Source organism: Streptomyces caelestis (assembly GCF_014205255.1).
Taxonomy (GTDB): Bacteria; Actinomycetota; Actinomycetes; order Streptomycetales; family Streptomycetaceae; genus Streptomyces; species Streptomyces caelestis.
In genome coordinates this window covers 4,028,036-4,051,797 of sequence record NZ_JACHNE010000001.1, presented here as the reverse complement: position 1 = coordinate 4,051,797, position 23,762 = coordinate 4,028,036, and the positions used below count along the sequence as shown (strand labels likewise).

The window sequence follows — 23,762 nt, the reverse complement described above, 5'->3', positions numbered from 1 at the left end:
TGGTTTGGTGGCGCGTTCACGGTGGGCTGGGTCACGTGGTCCAGGTCACCGGCAGGGGCTGCGAGCTGTTGTCCGGTATTCGGTGTTCCCACGGCGCCCGCCCAGTCGGTGCCGGTGCCGGCGCCCGCCCAGTCGGCGCCGCCCCGTTCAGTCCGTGCCGGCGTCGGCGTCCGGTCGTACCACCCCGAGGATGGGCATCGTCCCCGCTCCCGCGAGGGTCACCGTCCGCCCGGGCCGCGGCGCGTGCACGATCGCCCCGTCGCCGACGTACATCGCGACATGGCTGGCGTCGCCGAAGTAGATGATGAGGTCACCCGGGCGCATGTCCTGGATGTCGATGTGCCGCAGGCGCTTCCACTGCTCCTGCGAGGTGCGCGGAATGCCCTGTCCGGCGGATATCCAGGCCTGTGAGGTCAGGCCGGAGCAGTCGTAGGTCTTCGGGCCCTCGGCGCCCCACTGGTACGGCTTGCCGATCTGGGCCGTGGCGTAGGCAACGGCCTTCTTGCCCTGCTCCGAGGCCTTTGTGCTGATCTCGTCGAGGATGCCGGAGTCGAGCCAGGCGGTCTGTGCCTTGTGGGCCGCCTCCTTCTCCAGCTCGGCGAGGCGCTCCTGCTCCTCCTTCTGGAGCTCGGACTCGAGCTTCTCCGCCTGCGCGATCTGCTTCTCGATCTTCTTCTGGGCGGCGGCCTTGGCCTTGCGGCCCGCCTCCAGTTTCTTCCACTGGGCGGAGGCGTCCTGCGCGTACTGCTTCAAGTCCTCCTGGGTGCGGGTCAGTTCGCCGATCAGGCCCTTGGTCGCGTGCTGGCCCTGGCGCACCCGGCCGGCTCCGTCGAGGAACTCCTGCGGATCGTCGCTCAGCATCAGATGGGCCTCGGGCGGGAGTCCGCCGCCGCGGTACTGGGCGGCGGCCGAGGCGCCCGCGCGGTCCTTCAGCTTCTCCAGCTTCTGCCGGCCCTTGACGATCTTCTTGGCCAGCTCGGCGATCTCGGCGGACTGCTTGTCCGCCTTCTCCTCGGCGGCGTTGTACTCGTCGGTGGCGCGGGCCGCGGCGCGGTACAGCTCGTCGAGTTTCTTGCGTACGGCCTCGAGGTCCTTGCCGGGCGCGAGCGTCGGGCCGGCGCTCGGGACGGGTGTGGGACTGGGGCTCGCGAACGCCGTACCCGGTGCCGCCAGCACGGTGACCGCGCAGACCACGGCCACAGCCGTCGCGATCAGGCCACGCTTGCCCGTTCCCATACCTCAGCCCCCACACTTATTAACCGTCAGTAACATCCGGTTCGCCTGGGGATGCTGCCACGTCGGCGCGCGAAGTGACAGGGGTAGTACTTCCCGCGGTCCCCTCCCCGGTATGCCCCGGCATGACGATCTCCCCGACTGTGTGACGAACGACTCAAAGTGATCGTTCCCTGCGGGACCCGCAGAGGAGTTCCAGCCGCGTGACCCGTGAGGTCAGCCCCGTGGCGCCAACGCCTCCCAGCGCACCGTCACTTCGCCCTGCCGCCACCGCACCGGCCCGTCCGCCACCGGCCAGTCGGCGGTCAGGTCCCGTACCGCCCGGATCCAGCGCTGACGGGCGCCGTAGGACGCGTAGGGTGCGGCGGCGGCCCAGGCGCGGTCGAAGTCGCGCAGGAAGGCGTGCACCGGCTCGCCCGGGACGTTGCGGTGGATGAGCGCCTTCGGCAGGCGTTCCGCGAGGTCCGAGGGGCGTTCCAGGGAGCCGAGCCGGGTCGCGAAGGTGACCGTGCGCGGTCCTTCCGGGCCGAGCGCGACCCACACGTGCCGGCGTCCGATCTCGTCGCAGGTCCCCTCGACCAGCAGCCCGCCGCGCGCACCGGTCGCCGGATCGGCCGGCGCGAGCCGCCCGCACAGCCGGTGCCAGACGGCCGCGACCTCGCCCTCCTCGTACTGCCGCAGCACGTTCGCCGCCCGGACCAGCAGGGGCCGCTGCGGGATCGGGACCTCGAAACCGCCGTGCCGGAAGGCGAGCCCGGCCCGCTCGTAGGGCAGCGCCGCCGCGACCCGGGCCGGCTCGATCTCGACGCCCACCACGCGCGCGCGGGGCGCGACCCTACGGAGGCGGTGCAGCAGCTCGACGGCCGTCCAGGGGGCGGCGCCGTACCCGAGGTCGACCGCCACCGGGTCGGCGGCACGGCGCAGTTCGGCGCCGTGCGTGGCCGCGATCCAACGGTCCATACGGCGCAGGCGGTTGGGGTTGGTCGTCCCGCGCGTCACCGTTCCCTGGATGGGGGTCCCCCCGCTCGAGCGAGGCCGGGAGTGGCGGAGGGTCGCCGCGCGGGATGTCATGCGTACGAGGCTAAGCGGTCCTCCAGGAGTGAACGGCGCTCCTCAGGACCCGGCCCCGTACGTCCCGAACCCGGGAACCCCCGCCGTCTCGAACACATGCACCGACAGACCGCCCGGCGTCGTCCGATGCTCGGCCAGCCGCAGCCCGGCCGGTGCGCCGCCGTCCGGGAAGAGGCGGCGGCCCTGGCCGACGACGACCGGGGCGATCACGAGCCGCAGGGTGTCGATCAGCCCGGCGGCCAGCAGGGACTGGGCGAGCCGGGCGCTGCCGTGGATCTGGAGCTCCCGGCCGGGCCGCCGCCTCACCTCCGCCACCTGGGCGGGGACGTCGCCGGACAGGATCGTGGTCGGGTCCCAGCCGGCCGTGGTCAGGCTGTGGGAGGCGACGTACTTCGGCAGGCCGTTCATGATCCCGGCGAGGGGATGGTCGGTCATCGCCGGCCAGTCCCGGGCGAAGTTCTGGTACGTACGCCGCCCGAACAGCAACGCGTCCGCCTCCCCGAGCCAGCTGCCCGCCAGCCGCTCGAACTCCTCGTCCAGATACGGCACGAACCAGCCGCCCCGCTCGAAACCGTCGCTGGTGTCCTCGTCCGGGGCACCCGGCCCCTGGGAGACACCGTCGAGCGACAGAAACTCCTGCACCACCAGCTTCATCACGCACCACTCACTTCTCGTCGTCGTCACCGGTCCTTCCGACCCCGTGGGACGCGGAAACTCATCGGTCGGCCGTCCGGGGAAGCGCGCGGTTCCCCGGACGGTGAGAAGCTGCGGTCCTGGCGGACGATGCTGTCGCTGTCAGTCCTGGCGGACGATGTTCTTGCCCGGGCCCCCGGAGAGCGTGTCCGCTCCGGGTCCGCCGTACAGCTCGTCGTCGCCGCTGTTCCCCCAGATCCGGTCGGCGCCGCCGTTCCCGTGCAGGATGTCGTTGCCCCTGCCGCCGTACATCTCGTCGTCGCCGGCCCCGCCGTAGACCGTGTCGTCACCGTCGTCGGCTCGCATGACCTGGTCGCCCGCGCCGCCGCGGAGGACGTCGTCGCCCGCGCCGCCGTCCACGATCTCGCCGTCGATGCCGGCGTGGAGGGTGTCGTCACCGTCACCGCCGCCGGCGTGTCCCAGCGCGCCCACCCTGATGATGTCGTCGCCCGCCCCGCCCAGGGCGGAACTGCCGTCGACTCGGTCGCCGGTGGCGCCGGTCCACTCGTCGTCGCCGTCGCCCAGCTCGATCCGGTTGAAGTAGTAGACCTGGTCGGTGGCGTTGTGGAAGGAGGCGGTGTCGGCGCCGTCGGCGAGGTCCATCTCCATGGAGTTGACAGGGGACTGGCTCTCGGGGGCCTCGACCGTGCAGGAGATCTTGGTGGTGTCCGCGCTGTCGGGGTGGCTGCAACCGGTGCCGGCGCTGATCGGGACGACGTCGTCGATCACATAGGTGAAGTGAGAGCGGTCGCCGGTGACGGACTGGGTGATGGTCACCTTGTTGGCCTGCCCGGGGGCGGCCGTGTAGGTGAGGTGCCAGCCGTACTCGTTCACCGCGGCGGTGGCGGTCGGCTCCGCGGCACCGGCCGGGCCGGCCAGGGCGATCGGAACGGCCAGACCTATGCCGAGAACCGGTGCCAGAACCGATGAGGTGCGTAACAGGCGGCGGCCGACGAGGCGAGAGGGCATTGCATAACCTCCGTGAGGGGGGTGGATGCTTTCGCATGGTGTGACCTGTGGGGCATGGGCCCGGTTGTCCGCCGAGCCGGATTCGTCAGCCTTTTCACTGCGCGGACCGTGCGCGCTACCTGCGATTTCCGACCGCGTTCACCTGCCTGTCGCGCTCCCGGGCTCGGTGGACGCAGGAGCCCGCGCCTCATCGAACGGTTGAGCGAGGAGCAGTAATGATTCGGTAAAAATCGCGAATCAGGAAATGGAATTTACCCCTCCGGTGTTGGAGCAGCCTGGAGGGCACGTCCGCCCTGCCCAGGCATGCCCGGAGCGAGGAGGAACGCCACGTGAGCCAGTACATCGGCAGGCTCGGACGGCGCTCCGCCGCCGCGCCCGCGCGCCTCCGGCTGCATCGCAGGCCCCGCCGGGTGGCCATGCTCTCCGTGCACACCTCCCCGCTCCACCAGCCGGGCACCGGCGACGCCGGCGGCATGAACGTCTACATCGTGGAGCTCGCGCAGCGCCTCGCCGCGATCAACATCGAGGTCGAGATCTTCACGCGCGCGACCTCGGCCGCCCTCCCGCCCACCGTCGAGCTGGCCCCCGGCGTCCTCGTCCGGCACGTCGACGCCGGTCCCTACGAGGGCCTCAACAAGGAGGACCTCCCCGCCCAGCTGTGCGCCTTCACCCACGGCGTGATGCAGGCCTGGGCCGGCCACCGCCCCGGCTACTACGACCTGGTCCACTCCCACTACTGGCTCTCCGGCCACGTCGGCTGGCTCGCCGCCCAGCGCTGGGGCGTCCCCCTGGTGCACGCCATGCACACCATGGCCAAGGTCAAGAACGCCAACCTGGCCGACGGCGACACCCCCGAGCCCGCCGCCCGCGTCATCGGCGAGACCCAGATCGTCACCGCCGCCGACCGCCTCATCGCCAACACCACCGAAGAGGCCGACGAACTGGTACGGCACTACGCGGCCGACACCGACAAGGTCGCCGTGGTCCACCCGGGCGTGAACCTCGGCCGCTTCTCGCCCGCCGACGGCCGCGCCGCCGCCCGGGCCCGCCTCGGCCTGCCCCAGGACGCGCTGATCCCGCTCTTCGCCGGCCGCATCCAGCCCCTGAAGGCCCCCGACGTGCTGCTGCGCGCCGTCGCCGTCCTCCTCGACGAGCGCCCGGAGCTGCGCTCACGCATCCTCGTCCCCGTGGTCGGCGGCCCCAGCGGCAGCGGCCTCGCCAAACCCGAGGGCCTCCAGAAGCTGGCCGCACGCCTCGGCATCGCGGACGTCGTACGGTTCCACCCGCCGGTCGGCCAGGAGCAGCTGGCGGACTGGTTCCGCGCCGCTTCCGTCCTGGTCATGCCCTCCTACAGCGAGTCGTTCGGCCTGGTCGCCATAGAGGCGCAGGCGGCGGGCACCCCCGTGCTGGCGGCAGGGGTCGGCGGCCTGCCGGTCGCCGTGCGCGACGGACACACCGGCTTCCTGGTACGCGGCCACAATCCCGCCGACTACGCGCGCGTGCTGCGCGACTTCGCCGACGACCCGCAGCTGTCGCCCCGGCTGGGCGGGCAGGCCGCCCGCCACGCCCAGTCCTTCGGCTGGGACACCGCGGCCGCCACCACGGCGGACGTCTACACGGCCGCGATGCAGGCACACCGCCGTCGCGTACGCTCGCCGCATGGGTGAAACCGATCTGGAACAGCGTGCGGCACAGGTCATCGAGGGAGTGCTGAAGGACGCCGACCTGGAGTGGGAGAGCCCCGAGCCCGGCACCTACGTGGCGCAGCTCCCCGGCACCCGCAAGCTCAAGACGACGGTCTCCCTGATCGTCGGCCGCCACTCCCTCTCGCTCAACGCCTTCGTCATCCGCCATCCCGACGAGAACGAGCAAGGCGTCCACCGCTGGCTCCTGGAACGCAACCTCAGGCTCTACGGCGTGAGTTACGCCGTCGACCAGCACGGCGACGTCTACGTCACCGGCCGCCTCTCCCTGTCCGCCGTCACCGCCGACGAGATCGACCGCCTGCTCGGCCAGGTTCTTGAGGCCGCGGACGGCAGCTTCAACACGCTCCTGGAGCTGGGCTTCGCCTCGGCGATCCGCAAGGAGTACGAGTGGCGGGTGTCCCGCGGGGAGTCGACACGCAACCTGGACGCGTTCGCGCACCTGACACAGCGCCCGCAGCGCTAGGGTCCTCGTTTGGATAAGGTCGCAGGGAATCGGCGGCACCTTTTCAGCGCCGCGGATGCGCGTGCCAGGCCCCGCGTCTGCGATCTGATCCAGACGACAGGCCCTGACCCGCCTGGTAACGCCCCGGCGGCACACCCACGAGCCTCCGGAAGTGCCGGGTGAGGTGCGACTGGTCGTAGAACCCGGTCTCGGCCGCCACCTCTCCCGGTGAGCGCCCTTCGAGCAGCAGCCGCCGGGCACGGCCGACGCGCAGGGACGTCAGGTACTGGTGCGGGGCGATGCCGTAAGCGGCACTGAACGCCCGTACGAGATGGGCGGGATGAGCCCCCACGAGCCCGGCCGCCTCCTGGAGCCCGACACCCTCCACGACCCGCTCGTCCAGCAACTCCCGCAGCCGGCGCGCGAGGACGGGATCCGCCGGACGGGGCTTGTCGCTCTCACCTCGCAGATGGCCGCGCAACCGCTCCCCGACGAACATCAGCCTGCTCTCGGCCTCCAGCTCCCCACCGGGCCGCACCAGCGCGCCGTGCACCTGCCCGACGCGCCGCCGCAGCAGCGGATCACGCAGGTCCGGCCGGTCGACGGCGGCCCCGATCAACTCGTCCCCGAGATACGTCCCGTCGAGATACAGCACCCGCTTGCGGAAGCCCTCCGGCGTGACGGGGGAGCCGTTGTGCGGCACGTGCGGCGGCAGCAGCGTCACGGTGTCGTGCGGGGTGCCGTGCTCGTGCCGGTCGAGGTCGTACCGTACGGCGCCGGTGTCGACGATCAGCAGCGTCCAGGCGTCGTGGACGTGCATCGGGTACGCGTACTCGGTGAAGCGGGCGTGAAACACCTCGACGACACCGGGCACTGCGGGCCGCCAGGCGGAGACGATCCGGGCGGGCTGTGAGGCCATGCAAAGAACGTACAAGACCCTGGCGAGGGGCGCCGGGCACGCTCGCCTCATGAACACGCACACCGAACCGGCTCAGGAACCGATCCGCTTCGACACGAAGATCGCCGTGCTGCTGCGCGACGACCTGGAGCCCTGGCAGCGCCTCAACGTGACGTCGTTCCTGGTCAGCGGCCTGGGTACGCAGCTCCCCGAGGTGATCGGCGAACCGTACGAGGACGCGGACGGCGTGCCCTACCTGCCGATGTTCCGCCAGCCGGTCCTGGTCTTCGAGGCCGCGAAGGAAACCCTGACCACCGCTCACGCCCGCACCCTCTCCCGCTCCCTGCCCCGCGCGATCTTCACCTCGGACCTCTTCACCACGGGCAACGACCGCGACAACCGCGCGGCCGTACGGTCGGTGCCGACGGCGGACCTGGATCTGGTCGGCCTCGCGGTCCACGGCCCGAAGAACGCGGTGGACAAGGTGGTGAAGGGGGCGCGGATGCATCCGTGAGGCGGGGCTGGTCGCGACCCGCGACCAAAGTCGCGGACGCGTAGACCAACGGCTGACGACAGCGCCTGCCCCGCCCGCCGAGACTCGCCTCATGGAGCACGCGAGGAACGTTCAGATGGGGAAGAAGCGGGTGCCGCAGGCGGGCGCGGGCAAGGGCACGGAACTGGCCGAGTCGGCCTGGGTGATCATCCTCTTCTGTGTGGCCTGCGGCGCCGGCATCGGCGCGGTGCTCCCGCTCCTCGCCCGCCTGCTGCTGAAGCTGCCGTGGGCACCGCTGGAGGGCCCGGCCGAACTGCTGACCTCGATCCCGGAACCCGCCCTCACCCTCGGCACGGTCGCGGTGGGCGCGCTCGGCGGCCTGCTGCTCGGCCTCAGCGCCGCGCACGAGTCGCTGTCGGTCCGCGTGTCCGGCACGCACCTCGCCCTGACCATCAGGGACAGCACGCAGGAGTTCACCCGCGAGGAGGTCGCGGTGCTGTGCAGGGACGGCAGGCAACTCGTGGTACTGGCCCCGGACGGCAGGGAACTGGCCCGGGAGGAGTGCGGCCTGCCCTGGCCCCGCCTGGCCGACGCCCTCGCCGAGCACGGCTACCGCTGGGCGGAGGAGGACCCGTACCGCGCCGAGTTCCGCCGCTGGGTCCCCGGCACTCCCGGCCTTCCCGAGGGGGCGGACGCCCTGCTCAGGGCACGCGCCCAGGCCCGCAAGAGCGATGACGACGCCGAGGACGCCCGTGAGCTGCGCCGTGAGCTGCTGCGGCTCGGCGTGGTCGTACGGGACGAGGAGAAGCGGCAGTACTGGCGGCCGGCCCGCCGGAACTGAGCGGCCGCAGCGTGCTCACGGAGTACAGGCCTCGGCGATCGACAGACTGTTCTCGTAGAGGTGGTGCCGGGTGATCCGGCCGTCCTCCACGGTGAGGCGCAGCGCGAACGGTCCCTCGAAGGACTTCCCCGTCGCCCGTACGGTCCCCGACAAGTGCCCCATGAGCACGGCGTCGGCACCGTCGACGAGAAAGGCGTCGAGGGAGGCGCGGGCGTCCTCGGGCACGGTGTGCTCCATCAACTCCGTGAACTGCGCGGCACATTCGGCGGCGGTGGACCGGGGCCGGATCCACGGGACACCCGGGTTGTCGGCGAGCACCCAGTCGACCTCGTCGGCGAACAGCTCGACGAGCCGCTCGGTGTCCCCGGCGAGCCGCGCGGCGAGGAACTCCTGCACGACGGCCCGGGTGGACTCGGCAAAGGAACTCGGCGTCACAGGACTGGACTTGACGGACATGGCACTCTCCTCGCGACTGCGGCCGACCGGATCCCGGACGGCTCTCGTGGGGACGCGTCCGATCCTGCCGGGGAAGGCGAGGCCGGTCGATTCCCCGAGGAGTAATGAGCGACAGTCCGGAACCCGGGACACGTCACGGCGTGCGTCGTCACTGCCCGACCCGGCCGTCGATCAACTCGCGCAGAAGATCGGCGTGCCCGCAGTGGCGCGCGTACTCCCCGGCATGCGCCGCCAGGGCATCCCGCAGCTGGAGCTGCCCACCGGGCTCGGCCCCGAGGTCGGAGTACCCGGCGTTCAGGGTGGCGAGGTCCGTCACGCCGGCCAGGTACCGGTCGGTGAGTTCCACCTCGGTCCGCCACTGCCGCCACGCCGCCTCCACGACCGCCGGATCCGCGATCGCACCGTTGAAGTCACCGTCCCGGTCCTCCTCGGTCCGGTACAGCTGCGGTGCGTCCTCCCCGGCCATCACCCGCCGAAAGTGCCGCTCCCCCTCGGTCAGATGCCGCACCAGCCCCAGCAACGACATCGTGGACGGCGCCGCCGACCGCCGCGCCATCTGCTCCGCGTCCAGCCCCGCGCACTTCATCTCCAGAGTGAGCCGATAGTGACGGAGGCTCTCCAGCAACACGCCGCGTTCATCGACGACTTCGGCCTCGGTCTCCCTCGGGTCGTCATCCGGATCCACCCACATGTCGGGATAGACGGTCGCCCGCGTCCACCGAGTCACCGCGGGTTCACTGACCTGCTCGTTCGAGACCATGCGGGGATGGTGGAGGGTGCGGGGAGGATGCCGCCACTGAATATCGAACGCCCGACGCCCCTCTACGACCCCTCGGTCGGCCCCACCCAACCGGAAAGTCAGGCGGCTGGATGAATCGTCATCGGTCGTTGTCGGCGCGGAAGCCGGAGAGGAGTAGAGACAGAGCTGAGCGGCGCGGGTGACATGTCCTCCCTCCACCTGCCATGCCTGCGGCCGGGGGGGATTCACGGCCGGGGCAGGCCCGAACCAATGGGGGATTCAGGCGCATGAAATCCATAGGTGCCGTCCTCGCCGGAGCCCTGGCGCTTTCCGCCTCCGTCGTCACCGCCCCGGCCGCCTCCGCAGAGACGGGTGTGGTGGTCCAGAAGCTGTCCGTGAACGGCGGCAAGCCCATCGTCCTCGGCACCTCCCAGACCGAGTCGGTCACCATCTCGGTGACCGCCTCGGACGACTCGGGGATCAGCAGTGACCTCGCGTTCCTCCAGATCGACCGGGAGGCCGGCGACGACTGGACGCGCGCCCGCAGACACAGTCGTCAGCAGGAGAGACCGCGAGGGGCGTCGACCTGGTCGACGTCCCTCTTCTCTGTGTTGCTACCCAGGTCACCGCGGGGCGGGCAGAGCCGCCTGGGCCGCCGTCGCCACCAGGGAGTCCCGTCCCGCCGCCAGCTCCGGCACGTACTCGTAGAGCGTGGTCCCAGCGCCGCCGTCCGCGGGGGCGGGCAGACGCGCCGGACATGCGCGTGGCGCCACCCACCCCGCGGAACGGGACGGGCAGCGCCACACGTGGAGCCGGGAATTAGCCGGGGAACGGCTTGGCCGACTCGTCTTCGGCCTTGATGCACGCGTCGAGCCTCTTCTGGAGAGCCCTCGCATCGCTGAGCGCCCGGTTGGCGGCAGCGGTCTCCCCCAGCTGCTTCAGCTGGGCGGCCTTCCTCTTGAGCTCGGCGATCTGCTGGCGCAGCTTCGCCTTGTCGCAGGTGACGGCGGCGGTGACGGAGACGTCACCCTGCCCGGCCGCCGTGGCGGCGTGAGCGGGCACCGACGTGATGAAGAAGCCTCCGACGATGGCCGCGGAGACGGCCAGGGCGGAAAAGCGCTTGGTCATGAGTGTTTCCCCCATAGGGCTTGGATTGGTCGCGTGGATCCTACAAAACCCGTTGAAGCCACAAACACCGGGCCCCCGCTTCGTCGGCCGTGCGGCTCTGTGGCCGTCCGACAGCAACTACCGTGACCTGCGTGGGACTTCAGTGGCCAAGCAGGTCAGCGAGGGGTGGGCAGCGCTGCCGTGTGAGGAGCGGAGACCAGGGAGTCTCGGCCTGCGGCCAGCTCCGGCACGTACTTGTGCGCGACATCTCGTGAGTTCTCCGGCGCCCCGCTCCTTCGCCGGCGCCGGCGCCGAAGTACTCCCTCTCCCGCGCCCGCTTCGATACCGAGGCGGTAGCCGGACGGCCGCGGCCTGGACGGTGGAGCAACTCGGCTCCAGGGAGGTGACGTTGGTGGTGGACGAGACAGGCGATGAGAAGTCGTCCCCCCGACGCGGTCGGCGCGGCCAGGCAGTGCGCCCGTCCCTCGTACCTCGCAACATTGCCGAAGCTAGCATTTGAAATCACCACACGTGAATGTTCCACCCGCCGCAACATTGCCGAAGCTAGTATTCGAAATCACCACACGTGAATGTTCCACCCGCCGCAACATTGCCGAAGCTAGTATTCGAAATCACCACACGTGAATGTTCCACCCGCCGCAACATTGCTAGGGCAGGCATTTGCGCCAGGACTTCGCCCACCTGGCCTCCTAGCACCCAGTGGCAGGGTGGGCCCATGGCCGGACGAGGCCGCTCCCGCCTTGCTGGGGCACCTACGAATTTTCGTAGGTGGTGGCGCCACGGGCGCCTGAAGGGCCACTCGTCACGCCAAGATCGCGGCGTTGTGAAACTGGAAGCATACGACTACTCCGACGGCTTTGACTGGGTATTTGTACGTCGCCTATTAGGTCGCTAAAGTCCACGGTCTACCGGCGCTTCGCCCAGTGGAGCCGGGACCGGGTCTGGGCCCGGCTCCACCGCGTCATCCTCGACGAACTCGGCGCTCGGGGCGAGCTGGACTGGTCGCGGTGCGCGATCGACTCCGTCAGCGCCCGGGCGGCAAAAAGGGACCACTGACCGGACCGAATCCGACCGACCGTGGCAAGCCGGGCTCGAAAATCCACCTCATCACCGACCGAAACGGCGTGCCGCTGTCGCTGGGCATCTCCGGCGCCAACACGCACGACAGCCTCGGCCTGCAGCCGCTCGTGCGCGGGATCCCGCCCATCCGCTCCCGCCGCGGACCCCGCCGCCGGCGTCCGGCCAAGCTACACGCCGACAAGGGCTACGACTACGACCACCTGCGGAAATGGCTCCGCGAGCGCCGCATCCGCCACCGCATCGCCCGCAAGGGCATCGAGTCCTCCACGCGGCTCGGCCGACACCGCTGGGTCGTCGAAAGGACCGTCCTGGCTGGCCGGATGCCGAAGGCTGCACCGACGTTACGAGCGAAAGGCCGAACACTTCCTGGCCTTCGTCGGCATAGCCGCAGCCCTCATCAGCTACCGCCGACTCACCAAATGAAACGACGGCTACTGATCTTTTCGTAAGTTCGGTGGGTGTGGTGGACGGATGGTCAGGCCGGTATGGGCGAGGAATGACCATGGCAGTCCGGGGTTGGTGTTGATGCGGTGGATGCCTTGCTCGGTGGCGTCGGCGACATCGGCGAGGTGGTCGCCGGCGAGGTTGGCGAGTTCACGCTTCTTGAGCGAGGACCACAGCAGTTCCACCGGGTTCAGCTCGGGAGCGTAGGCGGGTAATCGTTCCAGGGTGAGCCAGTCCTGTTCGGCGACCCAGGCCCGCATCGCCCGGCTCCAGTGGGCGGACAGGCCGTCCCAGACCAGGACCACTCGCTCGCCGCGGTAGAACACCTTCACCTGCTCCAGGACCTCGATGAGCCCGGCGGTGTCGTAGCTGCCGGGCTTGAGGTGGAAGCACAGGCGGGCCCCGCGATCGGGGTCGGTGGAGTGGTAGCCCAAGGCTCCGGCCATCGACGCGCGCTTCCAGTTCAGACGGTGCCGCAGGAGCGGAGTCCGCCCTCGGGGCGAGTAGGTGCGGCGGATCTGAGGGAGCAGGGAGACGCCTGATTCGTCGAGGAAGACGATCCAGGCACGTGTGTTCACGGCCCCTTTTTGATGCGCGGCCACTCGTGCGCGATCCAGCGGGCGATCTCCGACTCGTCCCGCTCGACCGCCCGCCGCTCGGGCCGTTGCAGGCTCCATCCGAGCCGGCCGGTCAGCAGCCGCCACACCGACGCCCTCGACAACACCACCCCCGTTGCCCGGGTGACGACCGCGCCGACTCGTTCCAGGGTCCACAGGTCGGCCTCGAAACCATGAGCCTGGGCACCTTGCTCCAACGCGGCCCGGACCATCTCGACCTGGGTGTCGTCCAGCTTGGGTGGGCGTCCGGTGGCTGCCCGTCGCCGCAGGCCCGAAGCACCGTCTTGCTCCCACACCCGCCGCCAACGCCGCACACTCTCGGCACACACCCCCACCGCCCTCGCGATCTCCGCATTCGAGACGCCGCCCTCGAACAACTCGACTGCCCGAACACGACGCGCCTCCGCCAACTGAGGCCGAGACAAAGGAGGAAGGGAGGAGCCGGCAACCGAAGGGGAAGGTTGATATGCCACCCCGACAGCCTCCCACCCACACGGCCACCACACCCACCGAACTTACGAAAAGATCAGTAATCATGCTGTTGCGAGAGGGGGCTGGTCTGCTGCGGCAAGCCGTCCACCGGGTCAGGAAGTGGAGAGCCTGTTGCACGGCGCCATCGCAGGTAGCACAGTGCGCTCGCTGTGACGGTCAGCGGCCAGAGCAGGTACCAGCCCGTCATGACGAGGAGTGCCGCGACCGCGATAAGGGCGAGAAGTGCGGAGCGGTGGGGCAGGGCGCCACGGGGAAGGAGGCGCAGGGCGGCGGCTGTGCCCAGGGCGTACACGGTCACGAACGAACCGGTGGTGAGGAGGACGAGTGGCTGCGGGCCGACGTCGGCGACCGTGGTGGCGGTGAGGGCGAGACCCGACAGCCCCGACACGACTGCCAGACTACGTCGTGGCACCTCGCCAACGCTGCTGCCCTGACTGAACCAGGCGGGCAGCGCGCCGTCCCGGCCGAGTGCCGCGCCCAGTTTCGCCGCACCGGCGAAGTAGGCGTTCATGGTGCCGAGAGTGAGCAGCAGGGCGGCGGCCGCGGCCAGTGTGTGGACGGCTCCGCCGATGCCGAGGGCGAGCAGTTCGGCCAGCGGGGCGTCGGCGGTGCCTGCGGACGGGCCGAGCACGAGCACGCTGACGGCGGCGACGGCGAGGTAGAGCACGCTGACGACGGCGACCGCCAGGGCGGTGGCCCGGGGCAGGTCCCGCGCCGGGTGCCGGAAGTCGGCTGCCAGGTGGGTGATGGCCTCCCAGCCTGCGAAGCTCCACACCAGCAGTGCTGCGGCCGAGCCGACCGCGGGCCAACCGTGCGGCGCGAACGGATGCATGTTCCGCACGTTGGTGTGCGGCAGTGCGGTGACCACGGCGGCCAGCAACAGCGCGACAAGGAGTACGGCGAGCGCGAGTTGCATACGGCCGGTGACGGCCAGACCGAAGCCGTTGGCCACCGCGACGAAGACCAGCAGCACCGCCGCCGTGACCACGACCGTGCGCTGGCCGCCGCCCACCGCGGTCGCGACGTACGCGCCGGCGAACATTCCCGCTGCCGGAGCGCCAGCGGGTACGGCGAAGTAGAAGCACCAGCCGACCACCGCTGCCGCCCGTGCGCCGAAGGCATGCCGGACGTAGGTGGAGACGCCGCCGCCATCCGGGTACCGGGCACCCAGGGCGGCGAACGTGGCTGCAAGAGGCACCGACAGCAGGACCAGTCCGAGCCAGGCCAGCAGCGAGGCTGGCCCGGCAGCCCGCGCGGCCAGTGCGGGGAGGGCGATCACACCGGTGCCGAGGACCGCGCCGATGTACAGTCCGGCCCCCTGCCAGACGGTCAGTCTCCCGACCGGCGGGGCCGAGAGTTCCCGCGCGGCAGGCACACTGGTCACGCGGAAGTCTCCCCGGTCCGCCGGAAGTCCATGGTCCAGTTGGTTTCCCAGCTCTTCCCGCCGTCGGTCGAGAACGCCTGCTCCCAGTGGGCCGATATTGACGTGATCTGCGACCAGATGAAACGGCACAAGACGGGGGTGCCGTCGTGGGTGTCGTCGCCGTGGAACTCGCCGTGCCCGTCGGCGTGGAACCGACCGACGACGGGCGGCTGCAGCAGCCCGGTTCGGCTGTTCACCCAGTTCAGTGACCACTGCGCCCGAACGGGGTCGAACAGGCGGAGCGTCAGGCCGTTGAAGCCCTTGGTCGGGAAGCTGATCTCGTCAAGGTTGGCGGCTCCGCCAAACAGAGTGCCGCTACACACTGCGGTTCCCGGAAACTCGTCCCACTCGGGGCTGCCGGTCAGCGGCGCAACCAGCCGCCGGTTCGTCACATCCCAGGTGCCCACCAGGAAGTCGAAGTCGCCGATGCCGGGCTTGCGGGTGGATGGAGTGCTCATATACGCGTGTCCTTTGCAGTATCCGGTTCGCTGGGCATGCGCCCGGCCGGCAAGCTAATCCGGCTCCCCTGACACCTCCTGTCAGTGGACTGCGGCAGACTTTCGTCGTGCGTGCGAGTCGACTGCTGTCCGTCCTGTTGCTGCTCCAGACCCGCGGCCGGATGACCGCCCAGCAGTTGGCCGACGAACTGGAGGTGTCCGTCCGCACGGTGTACCGGGACATGGAGTCGCTCGCCGCAGCCGGTGTTCCGCTCTACGGCGACCCCGGTCACGACGGTGGTTACCGGCTGGTCGACGGGTACCGCACCCGGCTGACCGGACTGACCCGCGAAGAGGCGGAGGCGCTCTCCCTGGCCGGACTGCCCGGACCGGCCGCGGACCTTGGGTTCGGCACCGTGCTCGCCACCGCCCAGCTCAAGCTGATGGCCGCGCTGCCCGACGAACTGCGCGACCGGACCGACGACATACGGCAGCGGTTCCACCTGGACACCTCTGGCTGGTACGCCGAAACAGACCCCATTCCGCACCTGGCCGCCGTGACCGACGCGGTGTGGCGGCAGCACCGCATCCGCGTCCGCTACCGGCGGTGGAAGGCCCCCCAGGAGGTGACCCGGACGCTGGAGCCCTACGGATTGGTGCTCAAGTCGGGCCGCTGGTACCTGGTCGCTGGCCGACCGGAACCCGTCCGCACCTACCGTGTCTCCCAGATCCTCCGGATCCAGGTACTGCAGGACCACTTCGAGCGGCCCCCGGGCTTTGACCTGGCCGCGCACTGGCATTCCTATCTGGCCGACTTCGACGCCCGCCGCCACCAGGGCGACGCAGTAGTACGGCTGTCGCCACAGATCCTGAAACAGCTGCCCGACCTCATGGAACCGGCGGTGGCACGCGCCGCCCGGGACAGCGCCGGGCCACCGGGCCCCGACGGCCGCGTCCAGGTCGTCATCCCCACCGAGTCCGTCGAACACGCCGTCGGCATGCTGCTACGGCTCGGCGCGGAAGCCGAGGTCGTGGCGCCCACCGAATTGAGGGCACAGATGGCGCAGACGATCGCCACCCTGGCCGACACCTACCGGCACCCACCCACACCGGTATGACCCCGTCACGTCCACGATCCGTCAATCTGCCGCCCTCATAGCTGCCTGGCCGCCTCACTCGGTGAGGTCATTTTCGTGAACACCCACTGCGCCGCCGACCGGTAGCTGCCTCCCGAACCGGTGGACAAACGCTGCCGTTCGAAGTGAACGAAGCCAACCGGCGAAGCCGGTGGCCGAACACCGCGAACCTCCACCTGCTGATCAACAACCAGACCGCCACAAGGACCAGCCGCGCCAGCAACCACTGGATCAGCGCCTCGATGTGCGGCCAGGACGCCCCGCTGGAGCGGCTCCGCGTCGACCGACAACTCGAAGAGGCCCTGACCCACGGGCCCGATCCGCTCCACCTCGCCGAGGTGTTCGGGCTCGACGAGAAGACCGCAATGCGTTACGCAGGCTCCGCACGGGCGCTACTGCAACAGACAGTCGAGCACTCGGCATCGCCCTCGGGAAAAGAACTTGGCCAAGATTGAAGGGACTTGAAGAATGACGGCCATGCAGACTCGACAGGCATGGCCTGATGACGCATCAGCGGTCGCCGGTGTCTACGTGCGCTCCTGGCAGACGGCCTTTGCCGGTCTTGTCCCCCAGCACTACCTCGACGCCATGGACCCAAGCCGCGAAGAGTCAGAGTGGAAGACACGCATCGCGGAGGCACGATGGCCAACATCGGGAGTGCTGGTAGCCGAAACCGAGGCAGGGATCGTCGGATTCACAGGTTTCGGCCCGTCTCAGGAGACCCCTGCTGTCGCGGAGATCGGCACGCTCTACGCGATACCCGAGGTCTGGGGCACTGGGGTCGGAAAGCAGTTGATGCTGGCCACGTTGACGACTCTCGGTCAGGCCGAGTACACACAAGCCACCTTGTGGGTCCTGGAAGGCAATCAACGCGCCCGGCGCTTCTACGAAGCTGCCGGCTGGCGCGCAGACGGTGCAGCCGTGGAGGACACCACCGGTGGGGCCTCTCTCAACAAGTTGCGCTACCGCCGCCGTCTTTGCTAGGGCCTGTCCGGCGGATCATGGTCGAAGCCACGACGCACGGCACGGCACGGCCTCGGTCTGGAGGCCGAGGCCGTGCCCTTCTACGAGCGCGCCCTCGACGGCTCCGGCGCGGCCGCCTGTCGAACGAGGACAGGCGCGGCGCGCTCCTCGGCCTTGACAGCACGTACCGCGTCTGCGGTCGCCACGTGCAGGCCGTCGCCAGCCTCCGCTGCGGAGCCGAGGAGTTCTCACCTGACGGAGCGCTGCGCACCTTCCTCGCGATGGCACTGTTCAACACGGGCGAACTCCACGACTCAGCATGGCTGCTACTGAAGCGCGACGGCCCAGGGGCGGCCCAACCCCACCAAAAAGCCCCCGTCCTGCAAAGAAACCGCAGGTCGGGGGCTTTCAGGCGTCGCGTTACTTCTTCTTCCCCTGGTTCTTGACCGCCTCGATAGCCGCCGCAGCCGCCTCGGGGTCCAGGTACGTCCCGCCCGGGTTCACCGGCTTGAAGTCGGCGTCGAGTTCGTAGGACAGCGGGATGCCCGTCGGGATGTTGAGGCCCGCGATGTCCGCGTCGGAGACGCCGTCCAGGTGCTTGACGAGGGCGCGCAGGCTGTTGCCGTGGGCGGCGACCAGGACCGTGCGGCCGGTCAGCAGGTCGGGGACGATGGCGTCGAACCAGTACGGGAGCATGCGGACGACGACATCCTTGAGGCACTCCGTCTGCGGGCGCAGCTCCGGCGGGAGGGTCGCGTAGCGCGGGTCGGAGAACTGGGAGTACTCGGCGTCAAGGTCCAGCGCCGGCGGCGGGGTGTCGTAGGAGCGGCGCCACAGCATGAACTGCTCCTCGCCGAACTCGGCGAGCGTCTGGGCCTTGTCCTTGCCCTGGAGGGCGCCGTAGTGGCGCTCGTTCAGGCGCCAGCTGCGGTGGACCGGGATCCAGAGGCGGTCGGCGGACTCCAGGGCGAGCTGCGCGGTGCGGATGGCGCGCTTCTGGAGGGACGTGTGCACGACGTCGGGGAGCAGGCCGGCGTCCTTCAGCAGCTCGCCGCCGCGCGTCGCCTCCTTCTCGCCCTTCGCGGTCAGGTTGACGTCCACCCAGCCGGTGAACAGGTTCTTCTCGTTCCACTCGCTCTCGCCGTGGCGGAGGAGGATCAGCTTGTACGGTGCGTCGGCCATGCCTCAGAGCGTAATCCACGCATTCGCCCGTTCGTGTGGCTGCCCGGCAGGCGGACGTTTGACGGGTTCTGCTAATTGAGTGGTCCCCCTCAATCACGGCTTTGTAATGTGTGACCGCCATCTGCGCCACTTACACCCTTACACCCTTGCGCCCTGGGGAGCCCATGCCGTCCATGCCGTACGCCCTGCGTGCCAGACGTGCCGTCCGGGAGACCGTCTCCGGACTGCCCCGCGAGTTCTGGTGGCTGTGGACCAGCACCCTCGTCAACCGGCTCGGCGCCTTCGTCGCCACCTTCATGGCGCTGTACCTGACGCTCGACCGCGGCTACTCCGCCACGTACGCCGGTCTGGTCGCCGCCCTGCACGGGCTCGGCGGGGTGATCTCCTCGCTGGGCGGTGGCGTGATGACCGACCGGCTGGGGCGGCGGCCGACGCTGCTGATCGCGCAGGCCTCGACCGCCGTGTCCGTGGCGCTCCTCGGGTTCGTGCACCACCCGGTCGCGATCGCCGGCGTCGCGTTCCTCGTCGGCATGGCGAGCAACGCGTCCCGGCCCGCCGTACAGGCGATGATGGCCGACATCGTGCGGCCCGAGGACCGTATCCGCGCCTTCTCCCTCAACTACTGGGCCATCAACCTCGGCTTCGCCGTCTCCTCCGTGGCCGCCGGGTTCATCGCCGAGGTCAGCTATCGCGCCGGGTTCCTGATCGAGGCGGGGATGACGATGGCCTGCGCGATCCTCGTCTTCCTGCGGCTGCCGGAGTCCAAGCCCGCCGAGACGGTGAAGACGGACGCCCTCTCCGACAGTTCCGTCAGCCTCGGGACCGTACTGCGCGACGGGCGCTTCATGTGCGTCGTCGGGCTGTCCTTCCTCGTCGCGCTGATCTTCCAGCAGGGGTCGATCGGGCTGCCGGTCGCGATGGGCGAGGCGGGGTTCACGCCGGCCGAGTACGGCATGGCGATCGCCGTGAACGGCGTCCTGATCGTCGTACTCCAGATCCCGGTCACACGGTTCATCGAGCACCGCGACTCCCGCCGGCTGCTCGTCATCTCCTCGCTCCTCGCGGGATACGGCTTCGGCCTCACCGCCTTCGCCGGGTCGGTCGGCGTCATCGCCCTCACGGTGTGCGTGTGGACGCTGGCCGAGATCGTCAACGCGCCGACGCAGACGGGTCTCGTCGTACGGCTGTCCCCGCTCCACGGGCGCGGGCGCTACCAGGGGATGTACACCATGTCCTGGTCCGTCGCCGCCCTCGTCGCCCCGCTGATGTCCGGCTTCGTCATCGACCGGTTCGGGGCGGAGTGGCTGTGGGGGCTGTGCGCGGTGGTGGGGACGGTGGCCGGGCTGGGGTACGGGGCGTTGATGCGGCGGGTGCCGGAGGAAAAACCGACGGAGCCGACGGAGCCGGCTGAGTGGACGGAGCGGACGGAGTCGGCTGAGCCTGCTGCCGGTGCCCTGGGGCAGGTTCCGGAGCGTTCCGTGTCAGGTCCCTGAGCCGTTCGCAGGCAGTCCGGGCGCGGTGCCCGGCACGCTCGTGCCGCGCGGACCGTGATCCCCGGCTCCGCGAGCCCCCGAGACCGGCTGGCCGACCGACCGGCCGACCGACCCGCCGACCGACCGACCGACCACACCGCTCACCTCACTGAACAGCCAACGGCACCGGATGGATCTCGTCCGCCTTGTGCCCCGCGCGTTCGTGGATGCGCTGGACCGCTTCCGCGGAGGGTGCTTCGGAGAGGCAGTAGACGAGGCCGGACTCCGGATCCGCCCAGGCCGCCTCGAAGTGGACGCTCTCGTCCTTCTCTATGGCGAGGTCCGCGTTGTGTGCCTCGCGCAGCTGCTCCTCCGTGATGCCCTTCATGCTGTGGTGGACATCCATGAACTTGGCCATGACGTCGCGCCTCCTTCCCAAGACCCGGCGGTACGCCGATACAGCGGGCGTACTTCCATGGTCCGCCCGTACGGGCACGGAGGCGACCACAACGCCGCAGGGCCCCGGCGGCGAACCGACGGGGCCCTGCTGGTCGTACGAAGATGCCGGCGTCAGCCGCACTGGCAGGGGCTGCCCGACTGGCACCCGCAGCCGCAGCCCGAGCCGCAGCCGCACGCGGCGACCAGGGGCAGGTTCCTGATCTCGGCGGGCTGCTCGGTCTCGCGCTCCTGCGTGGGGTCGGGCATGGTGCTGGGGGATTCGGCCATGGGTCCCTCCTCAAGGCTGGTGCCTGTGCCCATTGGATGCCCGTTCCGCTGGGCGCATCAACGGCGCACAGAGGCGCCCGCGCGCCCCGGCCGATCCCCGCCCGGCCCCCCTCACGCCGGAGCAGAGCCGAGCACACCGAGCAGGACGAGCATCGACCGGACCTCAGGCGCTCTCCGCCCCCGTCACCGCCTGGATCTCCGGCTGCACGTCCGCCGACTGCAACTCGTCCGCGTGCTCACCCGTCACCAGGTACACCACCCGCTTGGCGACCGAGACCGCGTGGTCGGCGAACCGCTCGTAGTAGCGGCCGAGCAGTGTCACGTCCACGGCCGTCTCGATGCCGTGCTTCCAGCGGTCGTCCATCAGGTGCTGGAAGAGCGTGCGGTGCAGCAGGTCCATCGCGTCGTCGTCCTGCTCCAGCTGGAGCGCCAGGTCGACGTCCTTGGTGACGATCACCTCGGCGGCCTTGGCCATCAGGCGCTGGGCGAGCTGGCCCATCTCCAGGATGGTGGCGTGCAGGTCGCTCGGGACCGCGCGGTTCGGGTAGCGCAGGCGCGCGAGCTTCGCCACGTGCTGGGCGAGGTCGCCCGAGCGCTCCAGGTCGGCCGACATGCGCAGCGACGTGACGACGATGCGCAGGTCGGTGGCCACCGGCTGCTGCCGCGCCAGCAGGGCTATGGCCCGGGCCTCCAGGTCGTGCTGGAGCTCGTCGACCTTCTGGTCGGCCTCGATGACGTTCTCGGCCAGCTTCAGGTCGGAGTCGAGCATGGCGGTGGTGGCGCGCCCGATCGCCGAGCCGACCAGCCGGGCCATCTCCACCAGACCGTCGCCGATCGAGTCCAGTTCCTCGTGGTACGCGTCCCGCATCAGGCATCCCTCTCGTGCGTCTGTGTCGGGGGTTCATGGGCCGGGGCCCACCGAACAACCGGCGGTACGACCGTCGTATTGCCGAACGGTCCGAACCCCACGCTCCCACGTTCCGGCCCGTACGCGTCCGTTTCCGTCACCCCAAATGAACCAATACTGGCTCCAAGGTGAACTCTGGGCGACGAGTGTTCGAGCTGGCAGCCGGACGGCTGTGGCCCGCACCCGACCCATGCCTAACCTGGGTGCATGGACGTGAACGCGGCGGTCGCCGCAGCGGCAGCGATCGCCGGGGTACTCACCGGCGTCATCGCCATGCTGGCGTTCCGCTGGAGCGAGCGCGAACAAAAACGCCCCACCCGGACCTCCCTGCACACGGACCCGGTGCTGCCACCGGGCGTGGACACCGTCCTGTCGGTGCTGAGGTCCTCCGCCGTCGTGCTCGACGAGGCGGACGCCGTGGTCAAGGCCAGCTCGGCGGCGTACGCCCTCGGCCTGGTCCGCGGCGGCAAGCTCGCCGTCGAGCCGATGCTGCAGATGGCCCGGGACACCCGGCGCGACGGAGAGATACGCCAGGTGGAGCTGGACCTGCCACGGCGCGGCACCGGACGCGGAGAGGCCCTGGCCGTCTCCGCGCGGGTCGCGCCGCTCGGTTCCCGGCTGGTGCTGCTGCTCGTGGAGGACCTCACCGAGGCCCGTCGCATCGAGGCGGTCCGGCGCGACTTCGTCGCCAACGTGAGCCATGAGCTGAAGACGCCCGTCGGTGCCCTCTCGCTGCTCTCCGAGGCCGTGATGGACGCCTCCGAGGACCCCGAGGCCGTGGAGCGTTTCGCCGGGCGCATGCAGATCGAGGCCACCCGGCTCACCAGCCTGGTGCAGGAGCTGATCGACCTGTCGCGGGTGCAGAACGACGATCCGCTGGAGGACGCCGAGCCCGTGCGCGTCGACGAGCTCGTCGCCGAGGCCATCGACCGCTGCCGGCACCAGGCCGGCACCAAACAGATCACCATGGCCGCGGGCGGCACCGCCGACCTGCATGTGTGGGGAAACCGCGGCCAGCTCGCCGCCGCCCTCGGCAACCTCGTCGAGAACGCGGTCAACTACTCGCCCGCCCGCACCCGGGTCGGCATAGCGGCCCGCAGGGTGAACGCGGCCGGCGGGGAACACATCGAGATCGCCGTCACCGACCAGGGCATCGGCATCTCCGACAAGGACAAGGAGCGCATCTTCGAGCGCTTCTACCGCGTCGACCCGGCCCGCTCCCGTGCCACCGGTGGCACGGGACTGGGACTGGCGATCGTGAAGCACGTGGCCGCCTCGCACGGCGGGGAGGTCACGGTGTGGAGCGCCGAAGGCCAGGGCTCCACCTTCACCCTGCGGCTGCCGGAGGCCGGTGCGGCTCGCAACCGCGCACATCAGCAGCCCGCCCGATCGGACCGCGCAGGAGGCGCGGGCCTCGACAACGAGGCCGGGCGGTCCACCCCCACATCCCCCGAATCAACCGCGTACGAAACGCTTCCTGCCCCGGAGGTCCTTCCGTGACCCGAGTGCTCGTCGTCGAGGACGAGGAGTCCTTCTCCGACGCCCTGTCGTACATGCTCCGCAAGGAGGGCTTCGAGGTCGCCGTCGCGACCACCGGGCCCGACGGACTCGACGAGTTCGAGCGCAACGGCGCCGACCTCGTCCTCCTCGACCTGATGCTGCCCGGCCTGCCGGGCACCGAGGTGTGCCGCCAGCTGCGTGGCCGTTCCAACGTCCCCGTCATCATGGTGACCGCCAAGGACAGTGAGATCGACAAGGTCGTCGGCCTGGAGATAGGCGCCGACGACTACGTCACCAAGCCGTTCTCCTCGCGCGAGCTGGTCGCTCGCATCCGTGCCGTGCTGCGCCGCAGAGGCGAGCCGGAGGAGGTCACTCCGGCCGCCCTGGAGGCCGGTCCCGTCCGTATGGACGTCGACCGGCACGTGGTCACGGTCGGCGGCACCAAGATCGACCTGCCGCTGAAGGAGTTCGACCTGCTGGAGATGCTGCTGCGCAACGCCGGCCGCGTGCTGACCCGCATGCAGCTCATCGACCGCGTCTGGGGCGCCGACTACGTCGGTGACACCAAGACCCTCGACGTCCACGTCAAGCGCCTGCGCGCCAAGATCGAGCCGGACCCGGGTGCCCCGCGCTACCTGGTGACGGTCCGCGGCCTGGGCTACAAGTTCGAGCCGTAAGCCGGCCCCGTACGACGAACGCCGAGGGCGGGACCTC

Annotated in this window: 27 protein-coding genes and 2 pseudogenes; 12 read left to right on the top strand and 17 right to left on the bottom strand. The window is 70.1% G+C overall.

Annotation, left to right across the window (positions count from 1 at the left end; genetic code table 11):
• Positions 1 to 147 precede the first annotated feature (147 nt).
• The 4 genes from HDA41_RS18325 to HDA41_RS18310 form a co-directional block, all read right to left on the bottom strand.
• The gene (locus HDA41_RS18325) at positions 148 to 1,236 is read right to left on the bottom strand and encodes a C40 family peptidase (RefSeq protein WP_184985275.1); all 1,089 of its coding nucleotides are present in this window, start codon (positions 1,234 to 1,236) and stop codon (positions 148 to 150) included.
• Between the two features lie 213 nt (positions 1,237 to 1,449).
• Positions 1,450 to 2,193, bottom strand: a complete 744-nt coding sequence (locus HDA41_RS18320; protein WP_184993521.1) for a class I SAM-dependent methyltransferase — start codon at positions 2,191 to 2,193, stop codon at positions 1,450 to 1,452.
• A gap of 153 nt (positions 2,194 to 2,346) precedes the next feature.
• Complete coding sequence (locus HDA41_RS18315) at positions 2,347 to 2,958, bottom strand: dihydrofolate reductase family protein (RefSeq protein WP_184993519.1); 612 nt, start codon at positions 2,956 to 2,958, stop codon at positions 2,347 to 2,349.
• Between the two features lie 141 nt (positions 2,959 to 3,099).
• Entirely contained in the window at positions 3,100 to 3,966 is an 867-nt protein-coding gene (locus tag HDA41_RS18310) for a calcium-binding protein (protein ID WP_221511554.1), read from the bottom strand.
• Between the two features lie 329 nt (positions 3,967 to 4,295).
• On the opposite strand from HDA41_RS18310, the gene mshA reads away from it, so the two are divergent.
• Both mshA and HDA41_RS18300 read left to right on the top strand, forming a co-directional pair.
• Entirely contained in the window at positions 4,296 to 5,633 is a 1,338-nt protein-coding gene (mshA, locus tag HDA41_RS18305) for a D-inositol-3-phosphate glycosyltransferase (RefSeq protein WP_184985273.1), read from the top strand.
• Positions 5,626 to 6,135, top strand: a complete 510-nt coding sequence (locus tag HDA41_RS18300) for a type III secretion system chaperone family protein (RefSeq protein ID WP_184985271.1) — start codon at positions 5,626 to 5,628, stop codon at positions 6,133 to 6,135. The genes mshA and HDA41_RS18300 overlap by 8 nt, the downstream gene beginning before the upstream one ends.
• A 43-nt stretch (positions 6,136 to 6,178) precedes the next feature.
• Here the strand turns inward: HDA41_RS18300 and HDA41_RS18295 are convergent, their stop codons facing one another.
• The gene (locus HDA41_RS18295) at positions 6,179 to 7,033 is read right to left on the bottom strand and encodes a helix-turn-helix domain-containing protein (protein WP_184985269.1); all 855 of its coding nucleotides are present in this window, start codon (positions 7,031 to 7,033) and stop codon (positions 6,179 to 6,181) included.
• A 49-nt stretch (positions 7,034 to 7,082) separates the two neighbouring features.
• On the opposite strand from HDA41_RS18295, the gene HDA41_RS18290 reads away from it, so the two are divergent.
• Both HDA41_RS18290 and HDA41_RS18285 read left to right on the top strand, forming a co-directional pair.
• Entirely contained in the window at positions 7,083 to 7,526 is a 444-nt protein-coding gene (locus tag HDA41_RS18290) for a DUF2000 domain-containing protein (RefSeq protein ID WP_184985267.1), read from the top strand.
• Between the two features lie 115 nt (positions 7,527 to 7,641).
• Positions 7,642 to 8,346, top strand: a complete 705-nt coding sequence (locus tag HDA41_RS18285) for a YqeB family protein (protein WP_184985265.1) — start codon at positions 7,642 to 7,644, stop codon at positions 8,344 to 8,346.
• A gap of 15 nt (positions 8,347 to 8,361) precedes the next feature.
• Here the strand turns inward: HDA41_RS18285 and HDA41_RS18280 are convergent, their stop codons facing one another.
• The 4 genes from HDA41_RS18280 to HDA41_RS18265 form a co-directional block, all read right to left on the bottom strand.
• Positions 8,362 to 8,802 (bottom strand): nuclear transport factor 2 family protein, encoded by a 441-nt coding sequence (locus tag HDA41_RS18280; protein WP_184985263.1) that lies wholly within the window; start codon positions 8,800 to 8,802, stop codon positions 8,362 to 8,364.
• Between the two features lie 148 nt (positions 8,803 to 8,950).
• Positions 8,951 to 9,562 carry a DinB family protein gene (locus HDA41_RS18275; RefSeq protein WP_184985261.1) on the bottom strand — a complete coding sequence of 204 codons (612 nt, stop codon included), beginning with the start codon at positions 9,560 to 9,562 and terminating at the stop codon, positions 8,951 to 8,953.
• Positions 9,563 to 10,164: 602 nt separating this feature from the next.
• A complete protein-coding gene (locus HDA41_RS18270) occupies positions 10,165 to 10,314 on the bottom strand; it encodes a hypothetical protein (RefSeq protein ID WP_184985259.1) in 150 nt (49 codons plus the stop codon).
• Between the two features lie 46 nt (positions 10,315 to 10,360).
• Entirely contained in the window at positions 10,361 to 10,669 is a 309-nt protein-coding gene (locus tag HDA41_RS18265; RefSeq protein WP_184985257.1) for a hypothetical protein, read from the bottom strand.
• 900 nt (positions 10,670 to 11,569) lie between these two features.
• Here HDA41_RS18265 and HDA41_RS18260 point away from each other — a divergent pair.
• Positions 11,570 to 12,172, top strand: a pseudogene (locus HDA41_RS18260) (IS5 family transposase); the annotation flags it as partial.
• Between the two features lie 8 nt (positions 12,173 to 12,180).
• Here the strand turns inward: HDA41_RS18260 and HDA41_RS18255 are convergent.
• The 4 genes from HDA41_RS18255 to HDA41_RS18240 are packed head-to-tail and all read right to left on the bottom strand — an operon-like array spanning position 12,181 to position 15,183.
• On the bottom strand, positions 12,181 to 12,771 hold the full coding sequence (locus tag HDA41_RS18255) for a transposase (protein WP_184985255.1): 591 nt from the start codon (positions 12,769 to 12,771) through the stop codon (positions 12,181 to 12,183).
• Positions 12,768 to 13,283: a winged helix-turn-helix domain-containing protein gene (locus HDA41_RS18250; protein ID WP_230299892.1), complete on the bottom strand. Its 516-nt coding sequence runs from the start codon at positions 13,281 to 13,283 to the stop codon at positions 12,768 to 12,770. The genes HDA41_RS18255 and HDA41_RS18250 overlap by 4 nt, the downstream gene beginning before the upstream one ends.
• Before the next feature lie 53 nt (positions 13,284 to 13,336).
• Entirely contained in the window at positions 13,337 to 14,686 is a 1,350-nt protein-coding gene (locus HDA41_RS18245; protein ID WP_230299612.1) for an APC family permease, read from the bottom strand.
• Positions 14,683 to 15,183, bottom strand: a complete 501-nt coding sequence (locus HDA41_RS18240; RefSeq protein ID WP_184985253.1) for a hypothetical protein — start codon at positions 15,181 to 15,183, stop codon at positions 14,683 to 14,685. Before HDA41_RS18240 ends, HDA41_RS18245 begins: the two co-directional genes overlap by 4 nt.
• Before the next feature lie 107 nt (positions 15,184 to 15,290).
• Between HDA41_RS18240 and HDA41_RS18235 the strand changes: the two genes are divergently transcribed.
• The 4 genes and pseudogenes from HDA41_RS18235 to HDA41_RS41310 form a co-directional block, all read left to right on the top strand.
• The gene (locus tag HDA41_RS18235; protein ID WP_184985251.1) at positions 15,291 to 16,280 is read left to right on the top strand and encodes a helix-turn-helix transcriptional regulator; all 990 of its coding nucleotides are present in this window, start codon (positions 15,291 to 15,293) and stop codon (positions 16,278 to 16,280) included.
• A gap of 143 nt (positions 16,281 to 16,423) precedes the next feature.
• Entirely contained in the window at positions 16,424 to 16,753 is a 330-nt protein-coding gene (locus HDA41_RS18230; RefSeq protein WP_230299611.1) for a DUF3077 domain-containing protein, read from the top strand.
• A gap of 13 nt (positions 16,754 to 16,766) precedes the next feature.
• Positions 16,767 to 17,282 (top strand): GNAT family N-acetyltransferase, encoded by a 516-nt coding sequence (locus HDA41_RS18225; RefSeq protein WP_230299610.1) that lies wholly within the window; start codon positions 16,767 to 16,769, stop codon positions 17,280 to 17,282.
• A 51-nt stretch (positions 17,283 to 17,333) separates the two neighbouring features.
• Positions 17,334 to 17,707 (top strand): annotated as a pseudogene (locus tag HDA41_RS41310) (tetratricopeptide repeat protein); the annotation flags it as partial.
• On the opposite strand, the gene HDA41_RS18220 reads toward HDA41_RS41310, so the two are convergent.
• Complete coding sequence (locus HDA41_RS18220; protein WP_184985249.1) at positions 17,682 to 18,443, bottom strand: phosphoglyceromutase; 762 nt, start codon at positions 18,441 to 18,443, stop codon at positions 17,682 to 17,684. The pseudogene HDA41_RS41310 and the gene HDA41_RS18220 sit on opposite strands and share 26 nt — an antisense overlap.
• 173 nt (positions 18,444 to 18,616) lie before the next feature.
• Here HDA41_RS18220 and HDA41_RS18215 point away from each other — a divergent pair, with 173 nt between their 5' ends.
• Entirely contained in the window at positions 18,617 to 19,936 is a 1,320-nt protein-coding gene (locus HDA41_RS18215; RefSeq protein ID WP_230299620.1) for an MDR family MFS transporter, read from the top strand.
• Between the two features lie 145 nt (positions 19,937 to 20,081).
• On the opposite strand, the gene HDA41_RS18210 is transcribed toward HDA41_RS18215, so the two are convergent.
• The 3 genes from HDA41_RS18210 to phoU form a co-directional block, all read right to left on the bottom strand.
• Entirely contained in the window at positions 20,082 to 20,333 is a 252-nt protein-coding gene (locus HDA41_RS18210) for an SCO4226 family nickel-binding protein (RefSeq protein WP_086602275.1), read from the bottom strand.
• A 152-nt stretch (positions 20,334 to 20,485) separates the two neighbouring features.
• Positions 20,486 to 20,641 (bottom strand): hypothetical protein, encoded by a 156-nt coding sequence (locus tag HDA41_RS18205; protein WP_184985245.1) that lies wholly within the window; start codon positions 20,639 to 20,641, stop codon positions 20,486 to 20,488.
• A 163-nt stretch (positions 20,642 to 20,804) separates the two neighbouring features.
• Positions 20,805 to 21,509, bottom strand: coding sequence for a phosphate signaling complex protein PhoU (gene phoU / locus HDA41_RS18200; protein WP_184985243.1), 705 nt, complete (start codon positions 21,507 to 21,509; stop codon positions 20,805 to 20,807).
• 246 nt (positions 21,510 to 21,755) lie between these two features.
• On the opposite strand from phoU, the gene phoR reads away from it, so the two are divergent.
• Both phoR and phoP read left to right on the top strand, forming a co-directional pair.
• Positions 21,756 to 23,048 (top strand): two-component system sensor histidine kinase PhoR, encoded by a 1,293-nt coding sequence (phoR, locus tag HDA41_RS18195; RefSeq protein WP_184985241.1) that lies wholly within the window; start codon positions 21,756 to 21,758, stop codon positions 23,046 to 23,048.
• The gene (gene phoP, locus HDA41_RS18190; protein WP_030243122.1) at positions 23,045 to 23,725 is read left to right on the top strand and encodes a two-component system response regulator PhoP; all 681 of its coding nucleotides are present in this window, start codon (positions 23,045 to 23,047) and stop codon (positions 23,723 to 23,725) included. The genes phoR and phoP overlap by 4 nt, the downstream gene beginning before the upstream one ends.
• Positions 23,726 to 23,762 lie beyond the last annotated feature (37 nt).

Bases quoted from the DNA above. Each gene is read 5' to 3' on its own strand.
- HDA41_RS18325 (WP_184985275.1), bottom strand. From the start codon at position 1,236: ATGGGAACGGGCAAGCGTGGCCTGATCGCGACGGCTGTGGCCGTGGTC.
- HDA41_RS18320 (WP_184993521.1), bottom strand. From the start codon at position 2,193: ATGGACCGTTGGATCGCGGCCACGCACGGCGCCGAACTGCGCCGTGCC.
- HDA41_RS18315 (WP_184993519.1), bottom strand. From the start codon at position 2,958: ATGAAGCTGGTGGTGCAGGAGTTTCTGTCGCTCGACGGTGTCTCCCAG.
- HDA41_RS18310 (WP_221511554.1), bottom strand. From the start codon at position 3,966: ATGCCCTCTCGCCTCGTCGGCCGCCGCCTGTTACGCACCTCATCGGTT.
- HDA41_RS18300 (WP_184985271.1), top strand. From the start codon at position 5,626: ATGGGTGAAACCGATCTGGAACAGCGTGCGGCACAGGTCATCGAGGGA.
- HDA41_RS18295 (WP_184985269.1), bottom strand. From the start codon at position 7,033: ATGGCCTCACAGCCCGCCCGGATCGTCTCCGCCTGGCGGCCCGCAGTG.
- HDA41_RS18290 (WP_184985267.1), top strand. From the start codon at position 7,083: ATGAACACGCACACCGAACCGGCTCAGGAACCGATCCGCTTCGACACG.
- HDA41_RS18285 (WP_184985265.1), top strand. From the start codon at position 7,642: ATGGGGAAGAAGCGGGTGCCGCAGGCGGGCGCGGGCAAGGGCACGGAA.
- HDA41_RS18280 (WP_184985263.1), bottom strand. From the start codon at position 8,802: ATGTCCGTCAAGTCCAGTCCTGTGACGCCGAGTTCCTTTGCCGAGTCC.
- HDA41_RS18275 (WP_184985261.1), bottom strand. From the start codon at position 9,562: ATGGTCTCGAACGAGCAGGTCAGTGAACCCGCGGTGACTCGGTGGACG.
- HDA41_RS18265 (WP_184985257.1), bottom strand. From the start codon at position 10,669: ATGACCAAGCGCTTTTCCGCCCTGGCCGTCTCCGCGGCCATCGTCGGA.
- HDA41_RS18240 (WP_184985253.1), bottom strand. From the start codon at position 15,183: ATGAGCACTCCATCCACCCGCAAGCCCGGCATCGGCGACTTCGACTTC.
- HDA41_RS18225 (WP_230299610.1), top strand. From the start codon at position 16,767: ATGACGGCCATGCAGACTCGACAGGCATGGCCTGATGACGCATCAGCG.
- HDA41_RS18220 (WP_184985249.1), bottom strand. From the start codon at position 18,443: ATGGCCGACGCACCGTACAAGCTGATCCTCCTCCGCCACGGCGAGAGC.
- HDA41_RS18215 (WP_230299620.1), top strand. From the start codon at position 18,617: ATGCCGTACGCCCTGCGTGCCAGACGTGCCGTCCGGGAGACCGTCTCC.
- HDA41_RS18210 (WP_086602275.1), bottom strand. From the start codon at position 20,333: ATGGCCAAGTTCATGGATGTCCACCACAGCATGAAGGGCATCACGGAG.
- HDA41_RS18205 (WP_184985245.1), bottom strand. From the start codon at position 20,641: ATGGCCGAATCCCCCAGCACCATGCCCGACCCCACGCAGGAGCGCGAG.
- phoU (WP_184985243.1), bottom strand. From the start codon at position 21,509: ATGCGGGACGCGTACCACGAGGAACTGGACTCGATCGGCGACGGTCTG.
- phoR (WP_184985241.1), top strand. From the start codon at position 21,756: ATGGACGTGAACGCGGCGGTCGCCGCAGCGGCAGCGATCGCCGGGGTA.